We start from the raw sequence: 26,585 nt of genomic DNA on the forward strand, positions 1-26,585 counted from the left end.
ACAAATGCAATCAATTAATCTTTGCTGCGCTTTGCATTAAAAACCGAAAACTTTCGGGATAGATCTGCATGCGAAAACCTCCATTTTTCTCTTTTATAAAGGCAGCTTTGATTATAGCCGTAGCTCTTGGCGATACTTTATGATCTGAATGATGGGTATGAAAAACATATTGTAATGCTCCGCTTTTATCTATAAAGAAATCGCCATGCCCGGTGCCGTTTATTTTCAATACCTTTTTACTGATAATCGGGTTGCCCTGATACTTTATCCATGGTCCGGTAGCTGAGGTTGAGGTAGCATAACCCACTGCATAATCAGGATTTCTGAAATCATTAGCCGAATAAAAAAGATAGTAAAGATTTTCCTTTTTGATTACCGTTGGCCCTTCGGTTACCGGCCAATCGGTTTTCGCTGTATTTTCCCAGGGTGCTGTTCCTGATAAACAAAATTTTGTTGTTTCAGGGATTACATCAGAAAAATCATCTTTCAGTTGTGTTACAAAAATCCTGTTACCGTGATCGAGTTTTACATGGTAGAGGTAGTTTTTTCCATCTGTATCGGTAAATACAAAAGGGTCGATCTGCTTGCCCGTGCCTGAAATTGCTTTTAATTCTTCCTGGACAAAAGGCCCTGCCGGACTATTACTATGCGCAAAGGCAATCTGCTCATCGGCAGTATAAGCCATAAAATATGTTTTGCCTCTTTTAAATACCTGAGGCGCCCMAAAACCCTTGCTCCCAAAGGCATCGCCCTTTTTTAATGCAAATCCTTTATTTTTTCCGGTCGGTTTGGTCCAGTTTTTAAGGTCGCTGGATGAATAAACCAGAAAGCCTTCATCGCTACTTGTGCCATATAAATAATATACACCGCCATCCAAAAAAATCGTTGGATCGGCCAGATAAAGGGTGTCATTCAATGCCTTTTTGTACGGATTGGCAAATGCTTGCTGGTCCATAAAAAATACTGACACGCTTAAAAAAAAGGCAAAAAGATATTTCATTTAATATGATTTGCTAAGGGTAAGATAATGATTCTTTATAATGTGTAAAAGCATGCATGTCATCCTCAGGGTTAATTTATTGCGTAAAAGACAGGGGCTTTTTTTTTGCAGCGATAAGGCTGCGAGGAATCGTCATTGCGAGAAGGCTTTTTCAGCCGACGAAGCAATCTTACAACGATCGCTACTAGCGTGCGCATTAAGATTGCTTCGTTCCTCGCAATGACGACCTTTCTATAGGATCTGTCAATGATAGCTTATCGAAGGATTGGCTTAAATATATTTATTAAAGCGTTTCGACAAGCTCTCCGTAGGAGTCCTTTGGACAACGTGACAAGTTCCATTTAGATTTTCCTTCTAAAACACCTTCCTTGGTTAAAAACTTATTTTGGTTACAGGTGTAAAAACCAGGTCATCTACTCCTGCAATTTTGACCCCTATCCTGGCAAAAACATAATTTTGTGTCGGTACAATCGTAGGGATATTTACACTCATATTTAAGTTATTCAGGTCGGCAAGAGCTGCACCCGTAAGTTGTTGTGTCGCAATGTTATTGCCCCCATCTACAAACTGTGTTTTGTTGATATACAGCGATACACTTTCTATATCTTTTGCATTGGCATCGGTAATGATTTTTTCCAGTTTGCAGAATCCGTTCACTTTTCCAGATGCAGCTGTTAAACTAGCGCCGCGGATCATGTAGTAAGGCATTACTTCTATATCCATCACTTTGTTACCGCTAATGTTTACCGCGATGGTATCTTGTTTACCGGCTGCATTCTTTTTCCACAAAAACGGCCCCTGGTTTGGTGAGAAAACCAGTTTATAGTTGCCATCAAATAACTTAGCCGAAAAATTACCGTCCTGGTTAACGTTTACATTTAATGCGGAGTAATTGCCAAAACCAGATTGCCAAAGTTCGAAATTTACCTGGCCGTACTGCACATTGATTGCTTCGCCCTTATATACGATCCTTCCTGTAAAATCGGCTGCGGGCGCCTCGTAATTATCTTTTTTACAAGAGGAAAACAACACGGCTATAATTGCCCCTATGATGAAATAAAGTCTATTTTTCATGTCTGTATCTGATTATTGATTAGGGTTTCTGATAATTTTCGGGTTGCCGTTAAGTACATCCTGCCCGATTGAAGAGTAATAATTGCCGATACGGAAGCGGTGTGCTGCAGTTACACGGCTGGGTTTAATCACCTTAAAAATATACTTTAAATGATTTGCATTGCCCGGATTATAGTATTTATAGGGCCACAAACCAAACACTTGTGTGCTGGTACGTGTTGCGCTACCGATATTGCTGGCATTGGTAAAATCAGCAACCGACATATTGTTGCCGTTCCATACCTTATCGGCCAGTCTCCAACGTTTCATATCCCAAAGCTGATGTCCTTCAAAGGCGAATTCTACTTTACGTTCGTGTACAATACGGTCGAAAGTAATATCGGCCGGACTTAGTGCTGTGGTTAATCCTGCACGGTCTCTTACCGGTTTAATATAATTGGCTGCAGTAGCTGCATCGCCCAATTCAAAAGCAGCTTCGGCAGCATTTAACAATACCTCGGCATAACGGTAACGCACCCACCAGACATCACTTCGGGTACCAATCTGACCTGAACCTGTAGCAGGATCTAAATATTTACGCACGTAAAATCCTGATTGTGCGCTGAATTCAAGCCCATCAACAGGACCATCACCACCCACTACCTGCACCGAACCTGGGTTACCGGGAAGTACATTGCTTTTACTTTGCGCAAAATTGTCGCCCGTTACAATTGTACCATTTGCCAATTGATAGCCCGCCCATATATCAACTGTTTTACCTTTAAACTGTGTTCCCGGGAGAATTACAGTGCCGGCTAAACGTGCATCGCGGCCAGCAAAAATATCGGTGATATTGGTGTAATAAACCGGATTTCCGCTGCCATCAACAGCAGCCAAAGAGGCATAAGTATTATCTAGCTTTTCGAAAGACTGCACCAGATTTAACGAAGGGTTTAACCTTCCTCCCTGTGCTTCTTCGGCAGAAGAGCGCGGTTGGTTATCGATTGTAAAACCATGAACTTTATTGGTTTTCAATTTAAAATCTTTAGCAAATATTACTTCCGGATTGCTGCCTTTATCGGTAAAAAGGGCTGCAAAATTATCAGACAGATTTGGGTTCTTTTTGTAAAGCGAATATTTACCGCCATCGATAATTTCTTTTGCGGCATTTAAGGCTTTGGTAAAATAACCATTGGCCATTGCAGCAGGAATGCCAATCTCTCCACCTGGAAGGGTTAATTGGGCATTGCTATATTTGGCAATTGAACCTGCATAAAGTGCAGCTCTCGATTCCATGGCCAAGGCCGCAGCTTTTGTAGCCCTGCTTTGTATGGTTGCATTATCTGGAAGTATGGTTTTAACGGCTTCCAGTTCAGCAATCACAAAATCGTAAATTTCAGATTCCTTTGCCCTTGGATATTGCAGGTAACTTGGATCTCCGCTATAATCATAAGCCAGGGGAACAGTAATCAGCGGAACGCCGCCCATTCTTTTTACCATCTCGAAATAAACACCGGCCCTGATAAAACGCGCTTCAGCTAAAAAACGATCGCGGTCTTCAGCCTTTAAAGCGGTAGCTTCCTGCCCACGTTTAATAAACAGATTCAGGTCGTTTACAAGTCTGTAAACGCCTATATCCCAGTATCTCCATGCATCGTATCCATATTCCAGGTTCTGGTGGCGACCATAATCGCCGCCTGCTGAAGCAAAACCCTCATCAAAATCGGCAAATAACCACCATGATTCGATACGTTGAAAATCAGGGAAACGATCGTACAGATCGCCAACCACAGTAAGTACCAGGTTAGGGTCTTTCCACACGGCATCAATCGGCAGGGTACTGGTAGGTTGCTTATCCAAAAATTCGGAATCTTTTTTACACGACTGCGCAAAACTTAAACATGCAATGGCAGCAAATGCGTATATATATTTTTTCATTTGATTAGTCTTTTTCATGTTACAGCGTTAGTTTAAGGCCTATATTAAAGAACTTGTTCTGTGGATATTGCAATCCATTATCGTCTGCAATTTCAGGATCTACACCATAATCTTTCAGGTTATCGATAGAGAACAGGTTGTACCCGTTTACATATACCCTTGCATTCTGGATTTTGATTTTTTCTGCCCATCTTTTTGGAATGGTGTATCCGATTTCGAGTGTACGGGCACGCAGATAACGTACGTTGTGCAACCAGAAAGTTGAGTTTCTGGTGTTGTTACTATGATCGCGGTCATTAAAACGGATTGCAGGATATTTACCGGCCACCCATGGGCTGTTCAGGTCGTAAAGATTAGTATGGTGCCAACTGTCATCAGCAAAATTCTGTAGCAAAGCACCTCCGTTCTGGAATGCCCAGCGCTGCTCCCAGTTCTGGTTCCAGGAATACATGGCGCCACCAGAAAAATCGGCGGTAAAATCGAAGTTTTTATAAGAACCGCCAATGGTGAAACCAAAGCCGACGTTCGGCTGTCCCGTTGTGGTATAACCAATGGGTCTTTCATCTAAACCATCAATAATACCATCGCCATTCTGATCTTTGTAAATTAAATCGCCGGGCAATAAAGAGCGGTTGCCTTTTCCATCGATGTTAACTTTGTAATTATTGATTTCATCGATACTCTGGAACTGACCGGTTACTTCATAACCCCAAAATATATCGGCATATCTATCGGTACCATTACTTCTGTAATTCTCCCATGAGTTGCCAAAACGTGGTTTATATCTTTCTAAAAGTTTCTTTCTGCTAATGGAAATGTTTCCGCCGACATTGTAGTTAAACTCGCCGATTTTATCTCTGTAGTTTAAAGAGAATTCACCTCCAAACTGTGCATCGCTCTCCAGGTTTTCAACATTTAAAGGATACCCCAGTTCAATCGGAACAATCACGTCGTTTTTAATGGCGGGTAAACCAGAGCGTTTTCTATAAAAATAGTCTGCTGTTCCTGAAAGTTTACTGCCGAACATCGTAAAATCAAGGCCGATGTCGGTAATTTTGCTTTTAAACCAGCTTAGGTTATTGATAATCGGCCCCTTATCTCTTGAAGTAGTAATGTTTTTCCCATCCAATATCACGCTGCCCTGATTGTAGTTATAACCCGGGATATAAGCGAAAGGATCGATACCCACATCATCATCCCCTAATACCCCATAAGAAGCACGAAGTTTCAAATCGTTTAAGATATTGCTTTCTCCCAAGAGCGATTTCATAAATTTTTCTTGTGTAATTCTCCATCCAATTGATGCCGAAGGGAAATAACCAACACGTCTATCTGGAGCAAATTTCCAAGAGGCGTCTCTACGACCGGAAAGCTCGAGGTAATATTTATTGTCGTAGTTGTAATTTAACCTACCCACATAACCGATACGGGCCTGCTCTTCCTGTATATCAGCAAAATCCTGCCCATCCATATCGGCAAACTGCAGCACAGGTAAAATATTAGTTTGTGGTACAGCATGCTGAAAGGTATAAGTTCTAAAACGATCCAAGCGCTCGGCTACCAATACCCCACCAACGGTATGTTTGCCAAAAGTGCGGTTATAATTGGCCTGAAGCTGATAGGTATTGGTGTATACTTTTTCATTTCTGCGCTCTCTGTATGGGTTTGAACTGCCTACTTTTTGTTCGTAAATGCCCGTTTCCGGATGGTAGGTATATACATTATAGGTATACTCATGTCCATTAATTACGTTATCGGCAATGTAATAAGAATATAAACCTTTTATTTCCAAACCCTTTATAGGCGTTTCATAAGAGGCTGATAAATTGGTCTGTAAAACCCTCCAGTCTGATTTCCAATAACCGCTTAAAGCTTTACTCTGAACAGCGAACTGCTCGGTATTGTGCCCGATATCGTTCGGATAATTCGGATTGCCATTGGCGTAAGCCTGCTCAGTAGGTCTGTTTCTCAACAAGGCAAAACGGGCAGCCCAGTAATCATCTCCTCCCGGTACACCTGGTTGATCGCGGCTTTCGATACGGCCATTGATGAGCATACCCACCTTAAAACGATCGGTGATTTTAGCCTCAATATTACTCTGGATATTGGTCCGGTTGAAATCGAATTCCCTTGCTGTTCCATATACGCCCTTCTGATCTAAACGGGTAGCAGAAAAGTAATAGTTTACCCGGTCACTTCCACCCGAAGCGCTTAGGTTTACTGAAGTTTGGGGTGCGTTAGGTGCAATGATAATGTCTTTCCAGTTCTGGCTTTGATAGCCATACTCTGTACCCGCTTTCCATTTATCCAGTTCGGCCTGGGTAATACTGGTTGCGCCGTTCTGGTTCATTTCTGCAGTAGCCTGTCCCACTTTCCATTGGTAAGCATTGGTCGTTTCCGGGAAACGTACCCAGTTCTGCCAGCCTGTGTAAGCATCAACGCTAAAAGTATTGCGGGTACTGTTTTTTCCCCTTTTTGTGGTTACCAAAATTACACCATTTGATGCCCTACTACCATAAATAGCAGCCGACGCATCTTTAAGCACACTGATGCTTTCGATATCATTAGGCGAAATATTATTGAACTGGCCAGCATCCTGTTGAATACCATCGATAACATAAAGTGGATTACCCATATTACGGATCTGGATATTGGCGCTCGCACCAGGTCTTCCGTCAGGCATCCTGAAAGATACACCTGGTAGCTTTCCGGCCAAGCCTGTACTCACGGTAGAACCGCCATGCACTTTTTCGAGATCTTTGCTGCTGATTGATGAAATGGCGCCCGTAATGGCTTCCTTTTTTTGTGTGTTGTAGCCCACCACAATAACCTCTGACAGATCGTTGTTAGATGGCTTAAGGCTAACATTAATTTGCGTACGGCCAGCCAATGCTACTTCCTGATTGGCATAGCCCACATAAATAAAGATCAGGGTAGCATTTTTATCGCTTACCTGAATTTTGAATTTTCCATTGCCATCGGTAGTTACCCCCGTGTTGGTACCTTTAACTTTAATACTGGCGCCAACAACCGTTTCGCCCTTTTCGTCGGTTACTGTTCCGGCAACAGATGTTTGCTCCTGGGCACTGAGCTGAAAGGAAAGTAAGATTAAGGTGATGGAAGTAAAAATAGCGGAGAGGACTTTACGTTTCAAAAACATTTTTTGAAGCGGATACCAATCCAGGCAGACAAAGCCACCATAAGAGAATAAACTTCTTTTCATATTAGGTTAGGGATTTGGTTAGTTATAGAAGTAAATGGATTTAGTTCTATTTAATTCTTATCCAAAGATTCGGTTTTTAGCTTTTCAGAGGGATACGCATTTGTATCAATCTTTCTTCATTTTGTCTCGATTTGTATTGAAGGAGTCTGTTTAGCCACGGAAACTCAGAAACACTGAAAATGCCGCTCAATGCGTCATCCTGAGGTTTAATTTATTTTATAAAAATCACTAAAGATAACATAGAAGTTCAAGGAGATAGCTCTCTCAGCTTTCGTCATTTCGAGCGAAGTGCAACGCAGTCGAGAACCCGAAGGCTCAGCGAAGCTAAATCTACCTAGATAGATCTCTCCATTTCGCTGCACTCCAGTCGAGATGACGATGTTTTTTATTAAAGTCTATCAATGGTAGTTCAGCTCAGGATCTTAAGCAACAGTTTTTTTTGGAAACGATGGGGCGGGCACATTTCGGTTAAGGAAGCCCTGCTATCACTCCAAGTCCTCTCCCGATAGAAAAAATCGGGATCCGGGCTTTACGTTTTATCAGGTTTATTTAACGCAGGCCTTTAGTGCTATTGAAATCAGACTTTGCAGATTTTATACGCTGGGTTTTGCGTTAGGGATTGTAAGGGTTCAGTACCGATCCTTCATCGGTACCGGAGCGAAGCGCAGCCCTGCAAAGCCCGACCTTTGCGCAGCTTAGGTAACGCCCGGATTAGTCTGCAATTGGCAGTTTACAGTTTTCAAGTCTATAAAAAGCGTACACTCAGATTAGTCTGCAATTGGCAGTTTACAGTTTTCAGGTCTATAAAAACTGAGTTTCTTAAATCTTTAAGGTTCTCCCAAATAAAAATGGAATCTGTCTCAATCTTTCTACTTATCCGCTCAAATTCAATTTAGCCTGAAAGCAAAGCATTTCTTTAATATATTTGATGCTGCTGACCAAGATATCTTGAAAAAACTCTTCATCCTTTTATGTCTTTTGTTTTCGGTCCACCTGCTGTGGGGGCAACCTTATTATTTCAGGCATTACCAGGTAGAAAACGGACTTTCTAATAATACCGCCTTTTGCAGTGTGCAGGATGGAAACGGTTTTATGTGGTTTGGCACGAAAGATGGCTTAAACCGGTTTGATGGTTATTCTTTTAAAACCTATCGCCACGACCCAGACCAGGCTGGCAGTTTAGGCAACGATTTAATCTATGCACTTCACCACGACCGGGAGCAAACACTTTGGGTAGGTACCAACAGCGGCGTGTACCAATACAATCCGGCAAAAGAAAGCTTCAGCATCATCAAAGAAACCAAAGGGATGCGGATTATAGATCTGGCCAGCGATCAGCGTGGAAATTTATGGATCTTGTCTTCATTCAAAATATACCTCTATCAAAAGCGCAGTAAGAAAGTACAGGCTTTTACCCATAATGCACCTTTTGATGCCTCACTGGTAACGGTTTTAAAAGATGGCAGCGTATGGATCAGTACCGGAAAGGGGACGCTGGAAAAATACAATCCAAAAGCGAATAATTTTCAGCGTTTTAACATCAACGGTAAAAATGCAAAAATAGAATACGGCTGGGTATCCAGAATTGCGGAAACCGAAAATGGCAATTTATTGGTCGGCACCACCAATCAGGGGGTCAAGCTCTTTAATCCGGTAACCTTGGCATCAAAAAATATACTGCGGTTAAACGACGACCAAACACCAATTTTTGTACGGGATATCAAAAAAACAGGGCCTCATGAGTTTTGGATTGCCACCGAATCGGGCATTTACATTTACAATGACGAAAACGGAGCGATTATCCATATTAAAAAACAGTACAATAACGATTATTCTTTAAGCGATAATGCCGTTTACACCATCTGTCTTGACCGCGAAGGAGGCGTTTGGGCGGGCACCTATTTTGGCGGTGTAAACTACTATTCGAGCCATACTTCCCTGTTTACCAAATACTTTCCGCAAAAAGGTACAAACTCGATCAGTGGAAGTGACGTAAGGGAAATTACCAGGGATGGTAACGGAAATTTCTGGATCGGTACGGAAGATGCGGGGCTGAACAAACTTGACGTAAAAACAGGAATATTTAAACACTTTTTGCCCGATGGAAAACCCGGAAGCATTGCCTATTCCAATATCCACGGTTTATTGGTTGATGGTGACAAGCTCTGGGTTGGCACTTTCGAACATGGACTGGATGTTTTAGACCTGAAAACAGAAAAGGTAATTAAACACTACCAGGCAGGTGTTGGAAATGCCTTACGCACCAACTTTATTGTTACTTTTTGTAAAACACGGTCTGGCGAAATTTTAGTTGGGACCATTAATGGGATTTACCGCTATAACCGCAAGCGCGATGATTTTGAGCCTATCGCCGGCCTTCCCTTTATTTTTTACTATTCGATTATTGAAGACAGCAAGGGCAATATCTGGGCGGGCAGTTTTAATGATGGTTTATTTCAGTTTAACTTATCCAAATCAGGCTATGTGAACTACCGAAATAGCCCGACAGATGCGAAAAGTTTAAGTCATAACACCGTAAATAGTGTTTTTGAAGATAGTAAACAACAGATTTGGGTAACCACAGACGGTGGTGGACTTTGCAGGTTTGATCAGAAAACACATCAGTTTAAGCGTTATGGTATAAAAAATGGTTTTCCCAGTAATTACCTTTTCCGCATTGAAGAAGATGCCGCAAATAAGTTTTGGATTAGCAGTACCAGGGGCCTTATCCATTTTGACCCCTCCACGGGTTTAAACAAAACCTATACTAAAGCCAACGGATTGCTTACCGATCAGTTCAACTACAGTTCTGCCTATCAGGATGAGGATGGCCGAACCTATTTTGGGAGCGTAAAGGGGCTGGTCAGCTTCAATCCGGCCAACTTAAAAGCAACATCATACGAAACTCCAGTATTTTTAACCGGATTTCAGATCAACAGCTTAGAAATGGGTTTAAATGGGGCAGATTCTGTTTCTGATCAATCGATCGTTTATGCCGATACCATCGAACTTAACTACAACCAATCTTCTTTTAGTATCGATTTTGCGGCATTAAGCTATCTCTCACCCGAAATGACGGAATATGCCTATAAAATGACAGGGCTTTATAAAAACTGGGAATATTTAAAAACCAACAGGAAGGTTTATTTTACAAAACTTGCTCCTGGGAATTATATTTTTGAAGTGAAAGCATTGGTTGAAGGAAGTAGTACCTGGAGCACCAAAAATGCGAAGTTACTGATCAAAATCCGTCCTCCTTTTTACCTCAGCCCCGTGGCGTATCTGTTTTATCTGATCGCGGCAGGTGGAATTATCTTCTTTCTGGTACGAAGCTATCACCGAAAAATCGCATTAAAAAACAGCAGGCGGATGGAAGTTTTTGAGCATGAAAAACAAAAAGAAGTGTATCAGGCGAAAATCGAATTCTTTACCAATGTTGCCCACGAAATCAGAACACCCCTTACACTGATTATCGGACCGATGGAGAAACTGATTAAACAGGCTGATGCCGTACCCGCGATAGAAAAGAATTTACGGATTATGGAGCGAAACACCGATAGGCTGCTCAAATTGACCAATCAGTTACTGGATTTCAGAAAAACCGAAACCAGCGAATTTTCATTAAATTTCGTAAAAGCCGATATTTCAGAAATCCTGAAAGACGTATTTCTTCAGTTTCAACCTGCTGCAGAACAGCATGAGATGAAGTATAACCTTCATTTACCTGAGAAAAAGCTCCTTGCCTATATCGACGTAGAGGCCTTTTACAAAATGATCAGCAATTTGGTAGACAATGCCATTAAGTACGGAAAAACCATGGTACAGATCAACTTATCATTGCAGGAAGGCGATAAGTTTGCTGTGATGGTAAAAAACGATGGACATCGCATCCCAATTGAAATTAAGGACAAGATATTTGAACCTTTTTTTAGGGGCAAAGAAACAGAAATTAAGGCAGGAACCGGAATAGGTTTATCGATTTCAAAATCGCTTGCTCAACTGCATAGCGGGGAGCTTTATTTAGATTTTAATGACCATGATTTTAATATATTTGTGTTGGAATTGCCTATCCATCAACTTATAGAATTTAACCTGAACGGAAAATGGAAGAAATTGTAGGCAAGCTGACCATAAAAGATACTGAAGATATGGAAAGATCTGTGGTGTTGCTGGTTGATGATAATGAAGATATCCTTGATTTCATTTCAGATGATCTGGAAGAAAAATACGATGTACTACAGGCCAGAAACGGTATAGAAGCATTAGAAATATTACAGCGTCAAATTGTTCAGCTCATCATTAGCGATGTAATGATGCCCGAAATGGACGGTTTTGAATTTTGTGCGAAAGTAAAATCTACCTTAGAATTCAGCCATATCCCCGTTATCCTGCTTACCGCAAAAAATTCATTGCAATCTAAAATTGAAGGTTTAGAACTGGGTGCCGATGCCTATGTGGAAAAGCCATTTTCTCCCGAGTTTTTACAGGTACAGATTTCTAGCCTGATTAAAAACAGGAACAAAATCAAAGCATATTTCGCGAGCTCTCCCCTGCTCCACCTTAAAAGTATTGCATATTCAAAGGCAGACGAACTGTTTTTAGAAAAATTACAGGATACCATTAACAAGAATATCAGCAATCAGGACCTGGACGTCGAACATCTGGCAGAAAAGATGAATATGAGCCGGCCAACCTTATACCGGAAAATTAAATCCATTTCTAACCTTAGCCCCAATGAACTGATTAATTTGGCAAGGCTAAAAAAAGCGGCCGAGCTTTTAAATGAAGGGGTACTGAAAATTTACGAAATCTCAGAAATGGTTGGTTATAGCTCTCAATCGCACTTTGGCAGAAACTTTGCCAAACAGTTCGGCATGTCGCCAACCGACTATGTAAACAGTAAAACTGTGGATAAAAAAAAGCCTTAAAATCAAATAGTTAAGCATTGTTATTTTCTTAATTTTTCCGTAAATTGTCATAACCAAAATATAGAAGTTATGAACATGCTTAAGAAAATCCAGATCTGGGGCGATCACCATCACCCAAAGTGGTTAGACTATTTTAGAATCTTATTAGGCCTTATTTTAATTTGGAAGGGTATTGATTTTTACATCAATATGCCAGCCTTTAGTAATTTAATGAGGGGCGCTTTCTTAGGCACGGCTGTGAGCATTAGCCTACTGGCACACCTGATTATTATGTTACACCTAATTGGGGGCTTAGCCATCACCCTGGGCACACATACCCGTGTATTCTGCCTGGTTAATTTACCAATATTGATCGGGGCAGTATTCTTTGTAAATATTTCTGGTGGAATTTTTAAACCCTATTCAGAATTTTGGTTTTCGGTCTCCGTATTAATCGGACTCGTTTGTTTTGCAATTGAGGGAAATGGTGTTTTATCGGTAGACCGGGAAAAAATTTATCCTAAAGAGGCGCTTTAGTTTAAACCTAAAGCCTGAAATTGTAGCTAAAATGGCCATTATTGGCCCTTTATTTGTTTTTTTGAAAGTTTTTATGCGAGCTAACTAAATGATTAGCAACGCTTAAAATATTTATGCAAATATTTGATTCGAAATCATTTGCAGATTTGCTTCAAGTTCGTACTTTTGCAGCGGAGAGTTGGCAGAGTGGTCGATTGCGGCAGTCTTGAAAACTGTTGACTTGTTAAAGGGTCCGCGGGTTCGAATCCCCCACTCTCCGCTGAAATGGTTTCAAAAACCAAGAAAAGCCTGCAAATCGTATGATAGCAGGCTTTTTTCATTTCCGGGACCCCACAAAACATGCATAAATTCGCATAGTTCTGGTGAGTGATTCGGTGAGTAAAATGAAAAATTGAAATGACTCACCGAATTTGATATAAGACACTGAACATCAACATGTTCAGAGAGTATACATCTTGACTTTTGGACACTTCAAAGCTAAATTTGTTAACCATTAATGTGAGACATTATGAAAACCAATTTCAGCTTGCTCTTCTATTTGAAGAAGTCAAAAAATTATCAGAATGGCCCTGTAGCCATTTACATGAGGATTACCGTTGATGGTAAAAGATCCGAAATCACGACAGGACGGTCCTGTGAACCAGAGAAATGGATCGTTGCCTCCGGTCGGGCCAATGGAAAAAAAGAGGATTCAAAGTCCTTGAACGCCTACTTAGCAGACCTACAAATGAAGGTTTATGAGGCGCACCGCCAGCTTACCCAACGAGACGAAATGATTACGGCGGACGCCATCCGCGACAGATTCCAGGGAAAAGAAGAGAAACAGACTACACTGATCGGGGTATTCCAGGAGCATAACCGTAAAGTGGAGATTCTGGTGGGAACCGAATATACCAAGGGAACGGCTCAAAGATACCGCACTTCCCTGAAACACACTGAAGATTTTTTACAGTGGAAATATTCTGTAAATGATATAGATCTTAAAAGGGTAAACCATGAGTTTATAACCGAGTATGATTTTTATTTGCGTTCCGTCCGAAAATGCAACAACAACTCCGCGGTAAAATACATGAAGAATTTCGGCAAGATCATCAGGATATGCCTTGCCAATGAATGGATGTCACTTAATCCTTTTTTGAATTATAAGAACAAAGTTAAGCCAGTGGAGAGGATATGCCTGAATGAGGAGGAAATGGCCCGGATTGCCCGTAAGCCCATGCTAAGTGAGCGGTTGGAACAGGTCAGGGATATATTTCTTTTCTGCTGTTTTACCGGACTGTCTTACATCGACGTAAAGCAATTGAGAGAAACAGACATTGTACCAGGCATAGACGGTGAAAAATGGATTTCGATCAAAAGACAGAAAACCAATGTGCCCTCGCGCATACCATTACTGCCAATGGCCACATCATTGATTGAGCGTTACAAGGACCACATGACCCGCAATATTACAGGCATGATATTCCCGGTCTGCAGTAACCAAAAGATGAACAGTTACCTCAAGGAGATTTCAGATGTTTGCGGAATCAAGAAACAGATCACTTTCCATATTGCCAGACATACTTTCGCAACAACCGTTACGATGTTAAAGGGAGTGCCGATAGAGAGCGTATCCAAGATGCTCGGACATACCAATATCCGAACTACTCAGCATTATGCCAAGATCCTAGACATCAAAGTGGGGGCAGATATGGCCAAATTAAAAGCGGAGAGCAATTATGAGCCTATCAACTTCAACCATAAGATTGCACGAACCAAATCGCTTGGCCATGAAAGATAAGGGTAATGTGATCAATATAGCTGATGATCTAATTCTCAACAGGATCTACATTATCAGGGGGCAGAAGGTTATGCTGGATGAAGACCTGGCAGAACTCTATATGGTAACAACAGGAAACTTGAATAAGGCAGTAGCCAGGAACATAAATAGGTTTCCGGAGGATTTTATGTTCAGGCTGAATGATGATGAATTCAAGAACTTGCTCTTCCAAAATGGAAGAGCAAGCTGGGGAGGAAGGCGCCAGGCACCAAATGTTTTTACGGAGGCAGGTGTGGCAATGCTTTCAGGTATCCTTTCCAGTAACCAGGCCATTAATGTAAACATCCAGATCATGCGAATTTTCACCAAAATGCGACTATTGCTTTCTGACAATATGGAGTTCCGCATAGAGCTTGAAAAAATCAAGAAAAAGCTAACCAATCAGGATAAAAACATGGAAATTGTATTTCGCTACCTTGATGAATTGCTTGAGAATAAAGGAAATCCCAATCCCCCAAGAAAGCGAATTGGGTTTAAACCAGATGATCTTTAAGTCATTTCTTCCAAGGATTCAAGGTGCTATAGCGGCACCTTGAATTTTTAAGTAAAAATAAAATGTTCAATTTTGGCAAAAAAACCTAAAGTTATTAAACGTTACGCTTGGGGGCAATGACAATACGATACCCAGGAAATTATTGCGTATATGCGAGAAGCGGGAACAGCTAGGGTTTTGAGCATTGGGGTTCCGCAGGCCGCAATGCGTGGTGGGGATCTTTAACTACAACAAAATGGTGCCGGGTTTTTATATTCAACTAAAACACAGAAAGATCTAATCTGAAATTACTTTATAATTTCCATGGTATGCCTCTTTATCTGCCCAGTCCCTTATTTCTTTCATTCCCTAAATCGCGGTTTCTATCCTGCTCTTTCTGAATCTGGTTCTGAAGGTCAATCTGATGTTTTCGCTCTATAGCTTCAGGGATCTTCAATACCCACTCAGGCAGTTTTTCAATGGCAGCAGAAATAATCCCTTTTTTTATGGTCATCAGCGAGTTCATCTTAAAAGGCTCATTATGGCCAATTGTACTTTCAAGTATGTCAACGGAATCAAACTGGTCGTAAAACTTCGTTAAATTTTTAAGTCCACCGATAAAATTTTTATTTACATTGTCAACATCCACAAAGTGTCCCCCGGCCCTGACCCTCATATCTACCCTGTTGATTGAAGCCTCCACAGATGGCAGCCCAATAAAGATCATCCTTACCTCATACCCAGCATCCTTAAACTGTCTAACACTATCCATTACCCCCTCTGTCCTAAAATTGGTTTCAAAAGCAAAGTCCTTTCTCCCCGCAATCGCATTATCCTTTCTTTTTTGGAAAACAATCCCATTTGCAGCCTCGTACAGTGTACCATTATCTGTCGTCGGGTATTGGTGTTTTAGGATAGCCATTTCTTTATCCCCATCAAATATATCTGTTCCAGGTGAAACAAATGTACCAGATAGGGTCGATTTGCCGGCTCCATTGGGGCCGCTCAAAACATAAAGCTGTAAAGGCTTCATTTAACTTAATGTTTTTATAAGGCTAATTTTTCCAGACCGGGCATCGACACTTACCAGTTCCGTTCTATCGGCATACTCATTTATGAAGAGATTAGGGGCTGTGCAAAGCTCATTCTGATAAGTCCTAAACGATCCCCTTACAAGGTTCTCCTTTTCTACCTCACGCAATTTACTCTCCAGAAATTCTGATTTTTCCGTTAAGGACCGCTCATGAAATGGGATAAACGTTAGTTTGTCCATAAGTTTATAAAAAGGACTTTTAGGGTCTACTGCAGATTTCAGCTTTGGCCAGTCGCTCAGAAGAACAACGACACCTTGTGGTATTTCTACCGCATCTACATAGATGCTGAGTGCCAGGGGCTGATAATCATGTTCTCTCAAATTTACTGATTTTTTCATTTGCTATCAAGTTTAAGTTACACGTTTGAATGTTTATAGAAATAGTATGCGAGCCAGGCGGTAAATACTAAGCAGATCACCAGAACCGTGAACGCAATAATGACACGCCTGGTCAGTTTCGCAAAGTGGTGATGGTTCTGCACATGGATCGTGTAAGGTATCCTTGAAACGAGATCTTTGATCATACGGAAAGTTTCGTCCATGTTCTTTTGATGACTGCTGTTAAGAAACCTATCTACACTTTTCTTCACTTCACGCAGATCAGATGTATAGTCTGGTACCTTTAACATGGGATACTCCAGGCCCTTGGTTTCAAGTATCTTCAGTTTCTCCTCTAATGTTCGCTGCCTTTGGTAAAGGCTAGCGATCTGTTCTTTTTCTGATAACATATTTTAAGGTTTTAATATCGAAAATCTTATCTGATGGACTGCCCTTGGCTGTGTCCTCTTTTTTTCTTCTTGCGCTTGGGCTCCTGGGTATTAGCAGGGACTATAGGCCCATAATTAGGTTCGAGCATGATGTCAAGAAAACTGCCAACTGTCGAGCCTATTTTTTCAAGCATTTCTGAACTTGTCTGGAACAGCCCCTTTGAGACATCAACTGCGAGTTCTAAAATGATCCCTTTTTGTGACTGATCAAGTTTAACTCCCTGATCTAAAGTATCCAGCTGTTTTCTTTGCTCAATTGTACCGTTACTCTTGATGTTCGAATAGGCCAAGGCATCCCTTAGTTCACGATTGAAGTTAAATTGCCGGTCGAAAAGAGTTTCTCCGCACTGCTTGAAAGCCAGGCGGTCAAACTGTCCCATTTTTTTTGAATGCTCGATATTCTTACCCCGAGAGGTATTCATCGGACTTAATTTGATTTTATTGGTAAGATCCTTTCTGCTTACGATCACCTGTATATGCTGCTGGTCTCCCTGCTTCAATTCTCCACGTTTTTTCAGTCCCTGCTTCACCTCTCTGTCATTATGGGTGTAATATCTATGGTTTTCCACCTTCGCGAACCAGACCAGATCCCTGCTGCTGTTAACTCCCGCCCTGTTGAAGTTTCTTGCATATTCATCCATAACCTTAACAGTAAATTCTTTCAGTCTCAAGGGCATTTGTTGCTCCCCATAGCTTTCCTTCAGGTGCCTGAGTTCTTTTTGGCTGGGACTGATATTGATCAGGAAAAATTTAGCATCATCTTTTCCGAGTTTCCCAATATTGCCATCAATGGCGGTACGAACCTCATACGGCTCATATACCTGATCTTGATGATTGAACCATCTTTCTGGTTCTTGCATAGGATTTAACCTATTTTCCTTTTCGAGATAGTTCACCAATTGTCCACTACTGCCCTTATTGTCCGCAGTTTTGCTGTCAGTTATATTGATATACATATTACAATAACATTATCTGGTTCCTTGTAGCAGCCAGCAACTGCAACTTATCTTTCTTTGATCCAATGGCAGGAAGATTGTCCCTGGCAATAGCGTATCCATCAAGGATATTCAGAAAGAGCTGCTTGAAGCTTTGCTTATCCTGTAGCTTTGCAAAAATCAATTTATAGTCTTTTTCAAGCTGATATAAAAACTGGGTCTGTTTTTCCATCAACACGGGCACCATTTCGTTTTGTTTTAAGAGTCCGTTAAAGCCTATGATCAACCTTTTTTGTGCTTCAGACAACTGCGCAACCTCTCGCCTGGTCGGAATAAGCAGATCATTTTCCTGGGTCTTGATAAATCCGATATAGTCTTTGTGGTTACGGACCATGGTAGTTTTTAGCAGATCATCATTGATGTCCAGCGGGTCTTTTTTCGTCCTGTAGAAATACTCCGTCATCTGAAGGAAAACCAGTCGCTTTGATCTCCCCAGTTTTAGGGCTATCTTATCTAACTTAATACCTTCCGCCTCTGAATATTTAATCGATCTTAATACTTCATTCTTCATCCATTTTTTGTTTTTAAAAGAATATTAATGGTATATATCTCAATATATAAATAGCTATGTGTATGGCTATCTTGTTTATCAGATCTCTATATATCCAACTATATTGCACTCTCGCGAGGGTGCCGAAAACCTAACTTATTGCGTCTTATTGAGATCAAAGCACCCCTGGAGGGTGCTTGAAACCCCAATAGCGATAGCTTGGGGCGAGAAAGGTAGGGCTCTGCCCAACCTCGGCTCGCTCCTTTTTCTGAAAACGAAAAAGGACCTTTCTGCATGGCGTACAACCTTTCCACCGCCTCATAGAAAAATAGAGCCATGAACACAAGATGAAAAATATCCGATCCCAGTTGTCATGATGGCGGTACAACTATTTCGCTAAATTGTTAACTATGCCAGCGGAGCTGGGTTAAAACTAACCTGACTGGCAATAGCTGTATTATAGCTTGGCCTGTAATCGATCCAGCCTTGCTCGACTAGCTGCTTTAAGCACTTATGATAAGTGTTAAAAGAACGGATTGCAGACAACCTCATCAGTTCCCTTCGGGTTACCCTAAAAGAAACTTTATGACCTTGCATTTGACAGCATATTACCAAAGCTGTAAAAAGACTGATGTGGCTTGGCAGGATATTTCTTTTGGTTCCAGCTAATTTTAGAAAATCGCGTTGGATCTTAGAAGTATCGATCATATGTCTCCCCCTTGTCCCATCAGTTTTGTGATGTCGGCATAAGCATAATAGAATATGCTTCCAACCTTTTTGAACGGCAGAGTTCCATTGACACGGAGATTTTGGAGCGTACCTGGAGAGATGTTCAATAGTTGCCGGACCTCCGCACTACGCAACCATTTTCTCTGATCAGAAATGGTCGATCCACCAACATTCATTTTTTTGAGTTCATCGAAAAGCTCTGTTTTGAACTTCTGAAGATCTGCTTCCGTTAAGATTTCTAACTGCATAAATGGCCTCTTTTTTAATTAATCTTTAGCAAAGATCTGAAGGAGAAGAGGCAATACAATGACCAGTGCACTGCTCTGGTCATGTTTAAAATATATACAGGAGACTGGTTTCCTCTATTTTTTTCCTATTATCTCAAATAGCTGTTGATCTGGATAAATAGAAGTTCCTTTCGATGGGATATCCCCCTCTTTTTCTACGAAATAGTTTCTAGCGGTTTCTAACGGAATATCCTTTTCACCGTGGCTAAAATATTTCGCGATCATTTTTGCGTATGTTATTTTGTGGTCGCACCTGAGCAGAAGTCTATCAGACGGCAGTCTCAGATTGCGCATCTGCTGAAAAAGATCGATCAAAGTTGGCAGATGATCATCTTCAATGCTGATTTTTTGCTTCACTTCATACTGAGTTAGTTCAACTATCTTTTGCTTTAATTTCTCAATCTCATTGATATATTGCTGAATAATCTGGTTTTTTTCTTCAATAACAAGCGGTGCTGGCCTGGCATTCCATCTATCGATTCCTATTAAAAACTTTTGAAATTGTTTTAATTTCTCAATTCTAATTGAATTTTGCTCGTGGTCACTGCCATGAGGATTCTTGTTCCGAAAGTGTTTGATTCTGGTTTCTATGAGTTCCCACAACTCTTTGAAAAATTCTTCTTCAGCGGCAATGTTATTTTCTAATGTATGTTTGAGGTGGTAAGCGTAATATTCTCCATACTTTTCGATTTCTAATCTATAAAATTTTAATAGAAAGTGGCTATCGGCATTTCGTCTCCACGGACCGAAAAGATTACCGATGTCGTAAGTATGAGGGAAAAAGTCAAACAGTTTACGTGCTTTAAAAAAATCAGCTTTCATACATATTATTAATAAAGTAATTGCTAAGACTTTAGATAAATTTAAATTAAAAAAATCACATACACGAGTTTTTGCTACTGAGAGAGGCTTTTTGTTTGCTTCGCATTCACCGTTAATAATCACTAGTATTAAATTCTCAATCACTAATTTTAGAAATGCTGCAAAATGCGTAATCTCTTATTAAAAATGGATGTTATCTACACCGTTAAATGACAGCAGTAAAAAAAAGAGGTGAGTTTTCGGTACTAAAACCATGGAGGAGTATTCAAAAAAAATGATTTCTAAATAATTACACCACTAGGTTCGACGCCCTTTCGGTCCAAAGCAGGACCGGTTCATAAAAAAAGCGCATCAATCCCGATAGCGCTATTTTAGATAAAAAGTGCAGACCAAAAGGCTTGCTACGCAAAAATAGAAATTAACGTATGATTACAAAACTCCTATTAAAGAAGTTATATCTTCCAGTTCCAAAAAATGATTTTTAGGGAGCAATCTTCTTAATTTAGAGCAATTTATTGGGATCATATAAAAAAACATCTTTTTCGATACCATTAAATGTTTTTTTTTTGCAACAGGGATAGCAGCGGATACCGGCCCCTGCTTAAGGCTTGCAGGCGTATGAGCGGATAGCCCGGCAGTTGCCCAGACAATATAAAAAGTTAACATCAAAATTAAATCAAGCTGGCATAACCAGAAAACATATACAGTTGCCTGGCTCTCTTGCCGTATATGATGAATATAAAAATCCACCTACAAAAAAGCCACCGGTCTATACCAGTGGCCTTATATCCCAAAACAGTCTCCTGTTTATTTTGCGCTGTTCTTTTTCTCTGTAACCTCAGCCCTGATCTCCTGAGCAAGGTTTTTAAGGTCCTGCATACCTTTGCGTACACGTGTACCGGCTGCAGCGTTTCCACCATCATAAAATTTTGCTACATCAGCTTCAACCGAAGCGATCACTTCCTTTACCTGTTTGAATTTGTCCATAACTGTTTTTTAAAGGGCCAAATGGCCCCGGCTATTTAATTATATTATTTTAGGAAACCGTATTCCAGCCCCAAAACTAAACATTTATGCAGGAAAGCGAAAAAGAACCAGCCAGATTTAACATTTCCGTACCGGGAGAAGAGCGATGCCCTCGGATAACTGCTTTTAACTACGAATTTTCGCTTATGGAAGCTTGTTTTGTCTTTTAAACATAAAAAGAAAAACCGCCCTGAGAACCTTTGCAAATCCCTTCATGATTTCCTCAACCGTCCAGTATCTCTGCCCCTCACCAGACAATATCCAGATCCCCTTTAAACCGAAAGGCTTAGTGGTCACCGCAAAAATCCTGAGCGGCTCGCCATCTGAACCCCTGCACGGGACTATCTCATCAATATCAAACCCAATACCAGAGGGCCATGGATCGGATACTCCCCAAGAGGCAGCATTTGAATCTTCCGGGTTGAATGTAAGTGTATATCCTTTTGCTTTTAAGCGCTCTATCACTTCATCGATATCGTTCTCTTCCATTAAAATGTGCTGATTACTTTAATATAGCGGGCTGACCTATATTTTCCGGAAAGCCAATGGTACGATTGTACCCTTTCCCACGATCACCTGCCCGATAATAAAAATGAGAAGGCATCATCATCCCACCCGGTATTTTTTTTGATGCCAGGTAGCAATGTTGAAAATTCCTCCAAGTGCAATCAACAGTCCGCCACAAAATTCCGGCCATGCAAATGAATGCATCCCATTGATATTGATTGTCCATGGATGTGAATCTGCCGCGTTCACCGAATTGAGATGGCCTGTGGTTAAAAAGGCGACAACCAGCACAATTATGCCAGCAACCATCATACAATAACTTGCTTTTTTCATGATAATAAATTTTAATAACAGAAAATGTGTTAAGGCCTCCTATCGGCCATCATCCTTTTGCCCCTGACAATAATTTTCTTTGCCTGCCTGTCCAGCGATAGGTTTCTCCCGGTCCTGCTTTCACTTTCGTGATTGACATGATACGCCTTAACAACGTCCCTATAACTTAACAGACCTTCAAAAGCCCCTCCTTCCCTGCTATTGAACACCATCAAAAAGTCATGCTGGTTTTGGGACATAATAGCTAATGCCTTTTTCAAAGGGTCGTTATTTTTAATATGGGCATTTACAGGCTTTATTATTGACAGTATTTCTTTTTCGGTATCTGCCGAAGGCTGAAAAAGATCCAATATTGAAACAACACCCAGGCAGTCTCCGGTTGGTTCCTTCACGGCATACTGATTTTCCATAGGAGGATTTTCTCCAAAATACCTTCTCACTTCGGCAATGGTATTATACGGGCTTATAAAGACAGGATTCCGGTCCATGACCTCTGAGACACGGAGTTTCAACAACAGATCGGGTTCATAACTATCAGGTGTATGCACACCCCTGCGAGCAATTTTTTCGGTCATGATCGTATTTTTCATAAAAAACACCGAAATGAGATAGGCCCCAGAACAGGCCCCCAGAAGCGGAAGAAGTCCGTTGATCTGGTGGGTAGACTCCAACGCAAAAAGGATGCTTGTCAGATATGCCCTGGAAGCACCTGCAAACATTGCCGACATCCCAACCAGTGCCGACATCGGTATGCTGATATCCAGACCGGGAAATAAGTTATGCAATAGATACCCCAAAGCAGCGCCGCTTGCCCCACCAATGGTCATCAAAGGTGCAAGCGTTCCGCCCGAAGTCCCACTGCCAAGAGCTATGGCCCATGAAATAAATTTAAACAGGCATAATGAAAGGATGACCGAAATGGAAAGCTGTCCGCTTAGCAGCGAGATAATATTATCATAGCCCACTCCGAGTGTTCGCGGTGCAAAGTAACCGACCGTACCGACTGCCAGCCCCCCGATAGCGGGCCACCACATCCAGTGGACCGGGATTTTCTCAAAAGCATCTTCAATAAAATACACAATTTTGGTCAGCCCGAGTGATGCAAAACCGACGAGGATCCCAATAAAACTATATATGCCCAATGCGGCATTCGAGGGTACCAAAAGTGCCGGCATGGGAAATACGGGGCCTGCTTCAAAAAGAAGATGATGTCCGGCTGCGCCGGTAATACACGCAAGGGCTACGGGAATGATAGATCTGGCGGAAAACTCAAACAGCAACAGTTCTATTGCGAGAAAGACTGCCGCCAATGGAGTACCGAATATAGCGGACATTCCGGCTGTAGCCCCAGCTGCAAGGATAATTTTACGTTCATTGGAACTCACCGTAAATAGCTGTCCCAGGGTTGAACCTAAGGCACCACCAGTTGCAATAATAGGTCCTTCAGCACCGAAAGGGCCACCTGTACCTATCGCAATGGCAGAAGAAACAGGTTTTAAAATTGCAATCGCAGGCTTTATCCTGCTCTGATTGGTCAAAACCTGCTCCATTGCTTCCGGAATCCCATGCCCCCTGATCGCTTTGGAACCATAAAGGGCCATCAGCCCAACTATAACCGAGCCTATTACAGGCACAACAATTACCCATAAACCCAAATGATTGCTTGCAGGACTATGGAAATCAAATCCAAACTGCTGATAGAAAGATATGTTTGTAACCAGGTTGATCAGTGACACCAGAACCTTTGCGATTAGGGAAATTACTATAGCAACCCCTACAGACAATATAGAAATAAACAAAAGACGCTCTTTCGAACTTTTCTCTTTGTTCCTGCCCATTTTAAACCTTCCAAAAACGCCAAGCGATGGCGATATCGGGATTATATTTTTTCTACTGTTCATTTTACTCTTAGAATGCACCAAAAGTAAAATAAAAAAAACACAAATAAAAATTAAATATATTTTAAACAATATAAAAAAGCGTATAATACAATTGAATACTGAAAATAATATTTTTTAAACAATATTAGTCAAATCATCTTTGCAATTAAATATAAGTTGTATTTTTGCCTGTGAAATATCTGTTTAATGAAAGAATGCAATAACCTGTGCGATGTAAAAAGCTGTTTTCTATGCAGCCGTGTGATACCGGATTGGCTTCCCGCGGTGTCACAGAGGAAAAAGAATTTCCAGTTAAAAAAGGGCGACCAGTTATTTACGGAAGCAGAAGCTGTAAGCGGCATTTTTTTCGTTTTTTCGGGAACAGTCAAAGTCCATAAAAAGTGGGACAATGAAAAGGAACTCATTATAAGGTTTGCAAAACCGGGCGATGTGATAGGACACCTCGGACTGGGAAAAAATCCTGTTTACCCTGTTTCGGCCACAGCACTTGAACAGGCAAGTGTCTGCTTTATCGATCTTGAGTTTTTCAGGTCTTGTTTGACGGTAAATCCCGGACTTACCTATCAGATGATGGATTTTTTTGCTTCCGAGCTCCAGGAGTCGCACGAACGGATGCGCAATCTCGCTCATATGTCGGTAAAGGCAAGGATCGCCAATGCCCTGCTTTCCCTAAAGGCACAATTTGGGGCTGATGCCAATGGAGCGATAGATCTTAATATCTCACGTCAGGACATCGCCTCCTATTCGGGAACTACCTACGAAACCCTTTTTAAGGTTTTCACAGAATTCACCAAAACAGGAAAGCTTGGCGCGAACGGCAAAAGAATCAATGTTTTGGACACACCGTTTCTACAGATGGTTGTAACAGATGACAACAAAAAGGGTTGATGTTTACCGTAACCGATTTTTGATAGAAACCGAATATTTTAAAAAATGTTTTCTTAAAAAAACAACCAATCAGGCAAACCTAGCCATACAATTTAAAGCATAAATGCCAGAATTAAGATCATCGGGTCTATCATAGTTTCTTTCCCTTTTTTCTCCAAGTTCCTGTTGTTATTCAATGCCACTAACCACGGTTTAAAACTTTATTGTTTGGAATGCATTTCTGCATCATCTGATTCCCACTTATGTTCATTAAGTAAATACAGGATTTCATCTGCCTTCCTGTCCAGATTGGATACCGGAATTTTTGCAGAAGTGCCGTCCTTTAACGATAGGGTGATGTAATTTTTATATATGCTCCCGGCATTATCACGTCCAACTTCTTCTATGCTAAATGCAAAGCCCTCTATGTTTTCCCAGTTGTAAAAATCACGGTCTTTAACGGTCAGCCCGTTTTCAGTAAAAGTAAGATGGGGGCTTTTTTGATGAGCTCGCGAAGTGCATATATAAAAAGCTATGCAGGGAATATGCCAACAACAGCAATGATGCCTACAGCTACGATTGTACAAACAAATACAAAAAAGGTCTGTCAATCTCTGAACAGCGAGATTGACAGGCTTAAACATATAAATACTTTACATCATCTCCTCGTCCCTAAAGCTAAAATGTCCATAGGGCGAAACAATCAGGTGACCATGAACGGTTGTTATCTCTTTTTTCTTTTTAACCACAATAAAGCACCGCTGATGGAAAGAAAGCCGGGAGTTAGTCCAAAGACCACATAAACCCACTTCAAAACATCACCGCCAAATGCACCTACATGAAGTTGATAGGCCATATATTCAAACCGTTCTTCCAGCCCCTGTTCATCAATGATTGTATAGTGTTTAATTGTTCCCGTACCGGAATCAAAAGCAATACTGCTGGCCTTGCCCTGAAGCAATAAATTGCTAGTTTGAGGCATCTTTCCCTTAATTAATATGTCTACACCCTTTACGGTAGGAATGTTAACAGCAATTGGCTGAAAACCTGGAATACTTTTACAGGCCAGGGTGACCAGGCGATCGATATTGGCAGGAACTTCGTAGTTTGCCTGCTGTTTGGGCAAAACCCACATCGATGGCTTAAAGTATTCCCTCAACATCCAAAAGCCGGTAAAAAAAAGAATAATATTGAAGAGCAGTGCCCAAACTCCGATAATGCGGTGCAGGGAGGAAAGTCCGGTCCTCCAGCTTTTAAAGTTAAGACCTGCCCTAAACCGAAGGGCCTGCCAAAAATGCTTTCGATAAACAACAACCCCAGTGATCAATGACAATAGCATCACCAGGCCAATAATAGCGGTAAGAAACATACCCGGTATACCCAGTTGCAGAGAGTAATGAAAGGTATAGATCCAGCGCAGAAAAGAGGGAGCCATCTCTTGATAGCCCCCTTCTCTGAGTATTTTCCCGTTATATGGATTTACAAAAACGAAATAAAGGTAGTTATCCCTCAGATTTTGTTGCCGCTTATAAAGCATAAACTCATAACTATCATACCTGTCCCTGGGAAAATCGTGCAGAACCAGTTTTTTAAGGTTTGGATGCGTATGTAATACCAAACGGTAAATTTCATCTGCGGGAACTTTTTTCTCTGCCGGAACAAGGTTATGCAGTTCAGGATTAAAGTACCGGTCAAGCTCATGCCTGAAAACGAGCAACGAGCCGCTAAGTCCATAAAGCAGAAAAAATATACCGGCAGCAAGTCCTGCCCAGCCGTGAATCTTGAAAGATAATTTGGTCAATCGTTTTTTCCAGTCCAT

At 41.2% G+C, this 26,585-nt stretch carries 24 protein-coding genes and 1 tRNA gene; 7 read left to right on the top strand and 18 right to left on the bottom strand.

Features of this window, described 5'->3' with window-relative positions:
* Positions 1–10: 10 nt before the first annotated feature.
* From AC1DNH_RS08480 to AC1DNH_RS08495, 4 genes are all read right to left on the bottom strand, one after another.
* On the bottom strand, positions 11–1,000 hold the full coding sequence (locus AC1DNH_RS08480) for a glycoside hydrolase family 43 protein (protein ID WP_477625309.1): 990 nt from the start codon (positions 998–1,000) through the stop codon (positions 11–13).
* Between the two features lie 372 nt (positions 1,001–1,372).
* Complete coding sequence (locus tag AC1DNH_RS08485) at positions 1,373–2,074, bottom strand: DUF3823 domain-containing protein (RefSeq protein WP_477580383.1); 702 nt, start codon at positions 2,072–2,074, stop codon at positions 1,373–1,375.
* Positions 2,075–2,086: 12 nt separating this feature from the next.
* A complete protein-coding gene (locus AC1DNH_RS08490) occupies positions 2,087–3,991 on the bottom strand; it encodes a RagB/SusD family nutrient uptake outer membrane protein (RefSeq protein WP_477607882.1) in 1,905 nt (634 codons plus the stop codon).
* Positions 3,992–4,010: 19 nt separating this feature from the next.
* On the bottom strand, positions 4,011–7,214 hold the full coding sequence (locus AC1DNH_RS08495) for a SusC/RagA family TonB-linked outer membrane protein (protein ID WP_477625310.1): 3,204 nt from the start codon (positions 7,212–7,214) through the stop codon (positions 4,011–4,013).
* 948 nt (positions 7,215–8,162) lie between these two features.
* Between AC1DNH_RS08495 and AC1DNH_RS08500 the strand changes: the two genes are divergently transcribed.
* The 6 genes from AC1DNH_RS08500 (at position 8,163) to AC1DNH_RS08525 (ending at position 14,970) form a co-directional block, all read left to right on the top strand.
* A complete protein-coding gene (locus AC1DNH_RS08500) occupies positions 8,163–11,333 on the top strand; it encodes a ligand-binding sensor domain-containing protein (RefSeq protein ID WP_477625311.1) in 3,171 nt (1,056 codons plus the stop codon).
* Positions 11,318–12,142 carry a response regulator transcription factor gene (locus AC1DNH_RS08505; protein ID WP_477586188.1) on the top strand — a complete coding sequence of 275 codons (825 nt, stop codon included), beginning with the start codon at positions 11,318–11,320 and terminating at the stop codon, positions 12,140–12,142. Before AC1DNH_RS08500 ends, AC1DNH_RS08505 begins: the two co-directional genes overlap by 16 nt.
* Before the next feature lie 69 nt (positions 12,143–12,211).
* Complete coding sequence (locus AC1DNH_RS08510; protein WP_215132325.1) at positions 12,212–12,658, top strand: DoxX family protein; 447 nt, start codon at positions 12,212–12,214, stop codon at positions 12,656–12,658.
* 172 nt (positions 12,659–12,830) lie between these two features.
* Positions 12,831–12,917: transfer RNA gene (locus tag AC1DNH_RS08515), tRNA-Ser, on the top strand.
* Positions 12,918–13,166: 249 nt separating this feature from the next.
* Entirely contained in the window at positions 13,167–14,438 is a 1,272-nt protein-coding gene (locus AC1DNH_RS08520; RefSeq protein WP_477578143.1) for a site-specific integrase, read from the top strand.
* Positions 14,428–14,970, top strand: a complete 543-nt coding sequence (locus tag AC1DNH_RS08525) for an ORF6N domain-containing protein (RefSeq protein ID WP_477578141.1) — start codon at positions 14,428–14,430, stop codon at positions 14,968–14,970. Before AC1DNH_RS08520 ends, AC1DNH_RS08525 begins: the two co-directional genes overlap by 11 nt.
* A gap of 316 nt (positions 14,971–15,286) precedes the next feature.
* Here the strand turns inward: AC1DNH_RS08525 and AC1DNH_RS08530 are convergent, their stop codons facing one another.
* The 13 genes from AC1DNH_RS08530 to AC1DNH_RS08590 all read right to left on the bottom strand — a co-directional run bounded on the left by AC1DNH_RS08530 (position 15,287) and on the right by AC1DNH_RS08590 (position 23,968).
* Positions 15,287–15,982, bottom strand: coding sequence for an ATPase (locus AC1DNH_RS08530; RefSeq protein ID WP_476767464.1), 696 nt, complete (start codon positions 15,980–15,982; stop codon positions 15,287–15,289).
* Entirely contained in the window at positions 15,983–16,381 is a 399-nt protein-coding gene (locus AC1DNH_RS08535) for a hypothetical protein (protein ID WP_477578139.1), read from the bottom strand. It abuts the gene before it with no gap.
* A 17-nt stretch (positions 16,382–16,398) separates the two neighbouring features.
* Positions 16,399–16,770, bottom strand: a complete 372-nt coding sequence (locus AC1DNH_RS08540; protein WP_477578138.1) for a hypothetical protein — start codon at positions 16,768–16,770, stop codon at positions 16,399–16,401.
* Positions 16,771–16,796: 26 nt separating this feature from the next.
* A complete protein-coding gene (locus AC1DNH_RS08545) occupies positions 16,797–17,765 on the bottom strand; it encodes a DUF5712 family protein (RefSeq protein ID WP_477578136.1) in 969 nt (322 codons plus the stop codon).
* Between the two features lies 1 nt (position 17,766).
* Positions 17,767–18,315: a BfmA/BtgA family mobilization protein gene (locus AC1DNH_RS08550; protein ID WP_477578134.1), complete on the bottom strand. Its 549-nt coding sequence runs from the start codon at positions 18,313–18,315 to the stop codon at positions 17,767–17,769.
* Between the two features lie 387 nt (positions 18,316–18,702).
* Entirely contained in the window at positions 18,703–19,002 is a 300-nt protein-coding gene (locus AC1DNH_RS08555; protein WP_477578132.1) for a hypothetical protein, read from the bottom strand.
* Positions 18,999–19,271 carry a helix-turn-helix domain-containing protein gene (locus AC1DNH_RS08560; protein WP_477578130.1) on the bottom strand — a complete coding sequence of 91 codons (273 nt, stop codon included), beginning with the start codon at positions 19,269–19,271 and terminating at the stop codon, positions 18,999–19,001. Before AC1DNH_RS08560 ends, AC1DNH_RS08555 begins: the two co-directional genes overlap by 4 nt.
* 114 nt (positions 19,272–19,385) lie before the next feature.
* The gene (locus tag AC1DNH_RS08565) at positions 19,386–20,276 is read right to left on the bottom strand and encodes a hypothetical protein (RefSeq protein WP_477578128.1); all 891 of its coding nucleotides are present in this window, start codon (positions 20,274–20,276) and stop codon (positions 19,386–19,388) included.
* A gap of 285 nt (positions 20,277–20,561) precedes the next feature.
* Entirely contained in the window at positions 20,562–20,798 is a 237-nt protein-coding gene (locus AC1DNH_RS08570; protein WP_157258299.1) for a hypothetical protein, read from the bottom strand.
* 141 nt (positions 20,799–20,939) lie between these two features.
* Positions 20,940–21,119 carry a histone H1 gene (locus AC1DNH_RS08575; protein ID WP_057935000.1) on the bottom strand — a complete coding sequence of 60 codons (180 nt, stop codon included), beginning with the start codon at positions 21,117–21,119 and terminating at the stop codon, positions 20,940–20,942.
* 183 nt (positions 21,120–21,302) lie between these two features.
* Positions 21,303–21,647 (bottom strand): hypothetical protein, encoded by a 345-nt coding sequence (locus AC1DNH_RS08580; protein ID WP_057935001.1) that lies wholly within the window; start codon positions 21,645–21,647, stop codon positions 21,303–21,305.
* Between the two features lie 117 nt (positions 21,648–21,764).
* Positions 21,765–21,998: a hypothetical protein gene (locus AC1DNH_RS08585; RefSeq protein ID WP_057935002.1), complete on the bottom strand. Its 234-nt coding sequence runs from the start codon at positions 21,996–21,998 to the stop codon at positions 21,765–21,767.
* A gap of 29 nt (positions 21,999–22,027) precedes the next feature.
* Complete coding sequence (locus AC1DNH_RS08590; RefSeq protein ID WP_477625312.1) at positions 22,028–23,968, bottom strand: chloride channel protein; 1,941 nt, start codon at positions 23,966–23,968, stop codon at positions 22,028–22,030.
* A 117-nt stretch (positions 23,969–24,085) separates the two neighbouring features.
* Here AC1DNH_RS08590 and AC1DNH_RS08595 point away from each other — a divergent pair, with 117 nt between their 5' ends.
* On the top strand, positions 24,086–24,787 hold the full coding sequence (locus tag AC1DNH_RS08595; protein WP_057935003.1) for a Crp/Fnr family transcriptional regulator: 702 nt from the start codon (positions 24,086–24,088) through the stop codon (positions 24,785–24,787).
* 703 nt (positions 24,788–25,490) lie between these two features.
* Here AC1DNH_RS08595 and AC1DNH_RS08600 read toward each other — a convergent pair.
* Positions 25,491–26,585, bottom strand: a complete 1,095-nt coding sequence (locus AC1DNH_RS08600) for a PepSY-associated TM helix domain-containing protein (RefSeq protein WP_477578125.1) — start codon at positions 26,583–26,585, stop codon at positions 25,491–25,493.

This window comes from Pedobacter sp. 01N310 (assembly GCF_056399805.1).